Origin of the sequence: Halomonas sp. 707D4 (assembly GCF_024158685.1) — a bacterium.
GTDB lineage: Bacteria > Pseudomonadota > Gammaproteobacteria > Pseudomonadales > Halomonadaceae > Vreelandella.
Genome location: NZ_JAMZBD010000221.1, coordinates 1 through 5132, shown reverse-complemented (window position 1 = coordinate 5132; position 5132 = coordinate 1). Strand labels below are relative to the sequence as shown.

The following is a 5132-nucleotide window of genomic DNA, read 5'->3' as shown; positions in this document are numbered from 1 at the left end:
CGATGGTGCCGGTGAGCGTCGCCGTGTCGTCGGCGTAGAGGGCCTGCAGCAGGGCACCGAGCACTACCCCGACCACGAGGCCCACCAGCACCACCCGGGACAGGCTGGCGCCGCTTCGCTGCCAGCGCGCAAGCAGCACGATGGCGAGCGCGAAAATCAATACGTTTATGGCTACTAACCAAGGCATGGTAACCGTCTCCTAATGACGAACGGCGGCACTGAAGCCAGTGCCACGGACAGGCTATGAAGATAGCCCGCTAATCCAGGCGCGCAATGGTAAGTAATAGTTGAAAGGAATAACAATGCATTTTTCTTATAACCAACTAAAAATTTTCGTATCGCCGAGCATAAAAAAAGGCGACCCGTAGGTCGCCCGCTCCAAGCACTTCCTCTGACCACTCCCTGTGTCATACCTCCTGGGTGAGCTTCCCTGCCGGGGCCAAAATCACTTCATCACCCGGCGCACCCTGACATCACTCTCTTCTGCCTAAAGCATCCTTGCCTCCCCTAGTCCTTGGGGCAGTGTGACAGAAATTGGTTGTTTGGCAAAAAGCTTCAGAAGCGCGAAAGGCGAGCCTTCCGGCTCGCCCCTCGACACAACATCTCTTTAAAATCAAAAACTTGAGTTTTAATTAGAGGAAAAATCCGTCTTGGACTACCGTTCCCACCGCGATTTTCCTCGCCTCAAGTAAGAGATGTCTTACATTTTTTTAAGCGATTGCTTACACGCGTCACTGCCCCTTGATGGCCTTGCGTCCGGGGTAGGCGACGTCGCCGAGTTCCGCTTCGATCATCAGCAAGCGGTTGTACTTGGCAACGCGGTCGGAGCGGCAGAGCGAGCCGGTCTTGATCTGGCCGGCGGCGGTGCCCACCGCCAGATCGGCGATGGTGGTGTCTTCGGTTTCGCCGGAGCGGTGGGAGATCACCGCGGTGAAACCGGCCTCCTGGGCCATCTGGATCGCGTCCAGGGTTTCCGAGAGCGAACCGATCTGGTTGAACTTGATCAGGATGGAGTTACCGATCTTCTCGTCGATGCCGCGCTTGAGGATCCTGGTGTTGGTGACGAACAGGTCGTCGCCGACCAGCTGCACCTTGTCACCCAGCTTGTCGGTCAGCGCCTTCCAGCCCGCCCAGTCGGACTCGTCCATGCCGTCCTCGATGGAGACGATCGGATACTCCTCGCAAAGTCCCGCCAGGTAGTCGACGAAGCCCTGGGCGTCGAAGCGCTGGCCTTCACCGAAAAGGTCGTACTGGCCCTCCTTGTAGAACTCGGAGGAGGCGCAGTCGAGCGCCAGGGTCACGTCGTCACCGAGCGTGTAGCCTGCGTCCGCCACCGCCTGCTTGATGACGGCGAGCGCCTCGGCGTTGGAGGCAAGGTTCGGCGCGAAGCCGCCCTCGTCGCCCACGGAGGTGGAAAGGCCCCGGGCAGAGAGCACCTTCTTCAGCGCGTGGAAGATCTCGGCGCCCATGCGCAGCGCCTCGCGGAAGTTGGCCGCGCCCACCGGCTGGACCATGAACTCCTGGATATCGACGTTGTTGTCCGCGTGCTCGCCGCCGTTCAAGATATTCATCATCGGCACCGGCATGCTGTACTGGCCGGGCTTGCCGAACAGCTCGGCGATGTGGGCATAGAGCGCCACGCCCTTGGCGTTCGCCGCCGCCTTGGCCGCCGCCAGCGACACCGCGAGGATCGCATTGGCACCGAGGTTCGCCTTGTTGTCGGTGCCGTCGAGCGCCAGCATGGCGTCATCCAGGCCGCGCTGGTCGCGCGCGTCCATGCCGACCAGTGTCTCGCGGATGCTGCCGTTGATCGCGTCCACCGCCTTCAAGACGCCCTTGCCGAGATAGCGCGCCTTGTCGCCATCGCGAAGCTCCAAGGCCTCGCGGGAGCCGGTCGAGGCGCCGCTCGGCGCGCAGGCCTGGCCCACCGCGCCGCTTTCCAGGCGCACCGTGGCGCTCACGGTGGGGTTGCCGCGGGAATCGAGCACTTCGAGGGCGGTGATATCCACAATCTTGGTCATGACAGCGTCCTTTTGATTATCGGTCTACTACGTGCGGTCCAATGAATGACGGCGTTTCCCGTGGGCACCGCTCATGGTCGGTGCCGCCTTGCCGGTGTCTAGCGAATGACGAGCGGCTCGAAGCCCTTGACCAGCGCATCGAGCTCGACGAGCTGGCTCAGAAACGGCTTGAGCTGATCGAGCGGCAGCGCACAGGGCCCGTCGCACTTGGCGTTGTCCGGGTCCGGGTGCGCCTCCAGAAAGAGCCCGGCCAGGCCCACGGCGACACCGGCGCGGGCAAGCTCCGCCACCTGGGCGCGGCGCCCGTCGGCGCTGTCCGCGCGCCCACCGGGGCGCTGAAGCGAGTGAGTGACATCGAAAAAGAGCGGGTAGCCGGTCTCCTTCATGTCGCCAAAGCCGAGCATGTCCACCACCAGGTTGTTGTAGCCGAAGCTCGACCCGCGCTCGCAGAGCATCAGGCGGTCGTTGCCGGCCTCAACAAACTTGGTGATGATGTGGCGCATCTCGTGAGGGGCGAGAAACTGCGGCTTCTTGATGTTGATCGCAGCCCCCGTTTTGGCCATGGCGACGACCAGGTCGGTCTGGCGGGCGAGAAACGCGGGCAGCTGGATGATGTCCGCCACTTGTGCCGCGGCCGCTGCCTGATGCGGCTCGTGGACGTCGGTGATGATCGGCACGCCGTGGCGCGCCTTGATGTCGGCCAGTATCTGCAGGCCTTTCTCGAGGCCCGGCCCGCGAAACGAGTGGATCGAGCTGCGGTTGGCCTTGTCGAAGCTCGCCTTGAAGACGTAGGGCATGCCGAGTGCCGTGGTCGCCTCGACGTAGGCGGCGGCCACTTCATCGGCAAGCTCGGCGGACTCCAGCACGTTCATGCCGCCGAGCAGCATCAGCGGCAGGGAGTTGCCGGCGGTTAGTCCGGCAATGTCGATATGGCGTTCGTTGGCAGCCATCGTCGCTCCTTACTCGTGGGGGGCGGCGTGGGCGCGAGTGCGAACCGCCTTGTGCTCGAGAGCGGCGTTGACGAAGCCCGAGAACAGCGGGTGGCCGTCGCGCGGCGTGGAGGTGAACTCCGGGTGGAACTGGCACGCCACGTACCACGGGTGGTCGGCAAGCTCGACCATCTCGACCAGCGACTGGTCCACGCTCTTGCCGGAAATCACCAGGCCCGCCTTCTCCAGCTCGTCGATGAACTGGTTGTTCACCTCGAAGCGGTGGCGATGGCGCTCGACGATCTCGTCCGAGCCGTAGGCCTCGCGGGCGCGGCTTCCCGATTTAAGGTGGCACACCTGGCCGCCCAGGCGCATGGTGCCGCCCAGATCGGACGCCGCGTCACGCAGCTCGATCTTGCCCTCGGCATTGATCCACTCGGTGATCAGACCGACCACCGGGTGCTTCGTATCGTGGGTGAACTCGGTGGAGTTGGCGTCCGTCCAGCCCGCCACGTTGCGGGCGAACTCGATCACCGCGACCTGCATGCCCAAGCAAATGCCGAGGTACGGCACGTTGTTCTCGCGGGCGTACTGGGCGGTCAGGATCTTGCCTTCCACGCCGCGCTCGCCGAAGCCGCCGGGTACCAGGATCGCGTCCTTGCCCGCCAGGCGCTCGGTGCCGTGGCGCTCGATGTCCTCGGAGTCGATGTAATCGACGTTGACCTTGATGCGCCCCTGGATACCGGCGTGAATCAGCGCCTCGTTGAGGGATTTGTAAGCGTCGAGCAGCTCCATGTACTTGCCGACCATGGCGATGCTCACCGACTTCAGCGGGTTGAGCTTGGCGTCGAGCACCTTGACCCACTCGTCGAGATCCGCCGGCGCCGCGTCCAGGCGCAGCTTGTCGCAGACGATGTCATCGAGGCCGTGCTCGTGGAGCATCAGCGGGATGCGGTAGATGGTGTCGGCGTCCTGCAGCGGCACCACCGCGCGCTCCTCGACGTTGGTGAACAGCGCGATCTTGCGCCGCTCGCTCTCCTCGAGCTCGACTTCGCTGCGACAGATCAGGATGTCCGGCTGGATACCGATCGAGCGCAGCTCCTTGACGCTGTGCTGGGTCGGCTTGGTCTTGGTCTCGCCGGCGGTCTTGATGTAGGGCACCAGGGTCAGGTGCATGTAGATCGCGCGGCTCGCGCCGAGCTCGCTTCTGATCTGGCGGATCGACTCCAGAAACGGCAGCGACTCGATGTCGCCGACGGTGCCGCCGATCTCGACCAGCGCCACGTCGAAGCCTTCGCCCCCGGCGTAGACCCGCTGCTTGATCTCGTCGGTGATGTGCGGAATCACCTGCACCGTGCCGCCCAGGTAGTCACCGCGGCGCTCCTTGCGCAGCACGTGCTCGTAGACCCGGCCGGTGGTGAAGTTGTTGCCCTGGGTCATCTTGGTGCGAATGAAACGCTCGTAGTGGCCCAGGTCCAGGTCCGTTTCGGCGCCATCCTCGGTGACGAACACCTCGCCGTGCTGGAAGGGGCTCATGGTGCCCGGGTCCACGTTGATGTACGGGTCGAGCTTGAGCATGGTGACCTTGAGGCCGCGAGCCTCGAGAATCGCCGCCAGCGAGGCCGACGCAATGCCCTTGCCAAGAGAGGACACAACGCCGCCGGTCACGAAGATATATCGTGTCATGGAAAACCTGTAGAAACGTGATCAAGGGGTGTTGCAGAAAGCCACACCAGGATGGGACGACAGAATAGCAGAGTACGCCTTTGGGCTCAATTGAACTGCCCGGCGGGAGGGAGCGGGAAGAGCGCCTGGCGCGCCCTCCCCGCCTGCGCGCTACACGCCCAGGTAGTCCAGCATGCCCTCGGCGGCCTGGCGGCCCTCGTAGATGGCGGTGACCACCAGATCCGAGCCGCGCACCATGTCGCCACCGGCGAAGATCTTCTCGTTGGTGGTCTGGAAGGCGAAGCGGCCGTGCTCCGGCGCCTTGACCAGGTTGCGCTCGCACACCTCGATGCTCGAGCCCTCGAACCAGGGGATCGGGCTTGCCTGGAAGCCGAAGGCGACGACCACGGCGTCCGCTGGAATCACCTCTTCGGAGCCGGGCACGATCTCCGGGCGGCGGCGGCCGTTCTCGTCGGCCTCGCCCAGGCGAGTGCGCACCACCTTCACGCCTTCGACC

At 64.0% G+C, this 5132-nt stretch carries 4 protein-coding genes and 1 pseudogene; all 5 read right to left on the bottom strand.

The window, feature by feature from the left end:
• Window positions 1-187, bottom strand: a pseudogene (locus tag BIS11_RS10520) (L-cystine transporter); the annotation flags it as partial.
• A gap of 544 nt (window positions 188-731) precedes the next feature.
• Entirely contained in the window at window positions 732-2021 is a 1290-nt protein-coding gene (eno, locus tag BIS11_RS10515; RefSeq protein WP_253422963.1) for a phosphopyruvate hydratase, read from the bottom strand.
• Between the two features lie 98 nt (window positions 2022-2119).
• On the bottom strand, window positions 2120-2971 hold the full coding sequence (gene kdsA, locus BIS11_RS10510; RefSeq protein ID WP_253422958.1) for a 3-deoxy-8-phosphooctulonate synthase: 852 nt from the start codon (window positions 2969-2971) through the stop codon (window positions 2120-2122).
• A gap of 9 nt (window positions 2972-2980) precedes the next feature.
• Window positions 2981-4636, bottom strand: coding sequence for a CTP synthase (locus BIS11_RS10505; protein WP_253422955.1), 1656 nt, complete (start codon window positions 4634-4636; stop codon window positions 2981-2983).
• Window positions 4637-4786: 150 nt separating this feature from the next.
• A partial coding sequence (locus BIS11_RS10500; protein WP_253586021.1) for an FAD-dependent oxidoreductase occupies window positions 4787-5132 on the bottom strand: 346 nt, incomplete at its 5' end.